The sequence below is a fragment of the Streptomyces sp. P17 genome, assembly GCF_032436805.1.
Taxonomy (GTDB): Bacteria; Actinomycetota; Actinomycetes; order Streptomycetales; family Streptomycetaceae; genus Streptomyces.
In genome coordinates, this window is record NZ_JAVRBF010001260.1 from 1 (window position 1) to 249 (window position 249).

The following is a 249-nucleotide window of genomic DNA, read 5'->3' on the forward strand; positions in this document are numbered from 1 at the left end:
GTCACGTGCGACAAATTGAGGGAGTATCGCAGAGCCTTCAATAATGCAGTCTTCCCATGGATCAATTGCCTGTATTAAAGCCAAAACACCATTCCAGGTACGTTCGTATCTCGTTACTTCACTTGTGAGAAAATCGCCCTCTGTTTCCGGTACTTGCTCAGGTTGAACAGAGCGGAGAATAGTACGGATTTGATCTGTCGAGATCCACGGTACTCCAAGGTGAGCCGCTACTTTTACCAAAAAAGTAGC

The 249-nt window shown here is 46.2% G+C and carries 1 protein-coding gene; it reads right to left on the minus strand.

Features of this window, described 5'->3' with window-relative positions; all coding sequences use genetic code 11:
- On the minus strand, window positions 1-249 hold a 249-nt coding region (locus RMT89_RS44620), incomplete at both ends, for a hypothetical protein (RefSeq protein WP_315889468.1).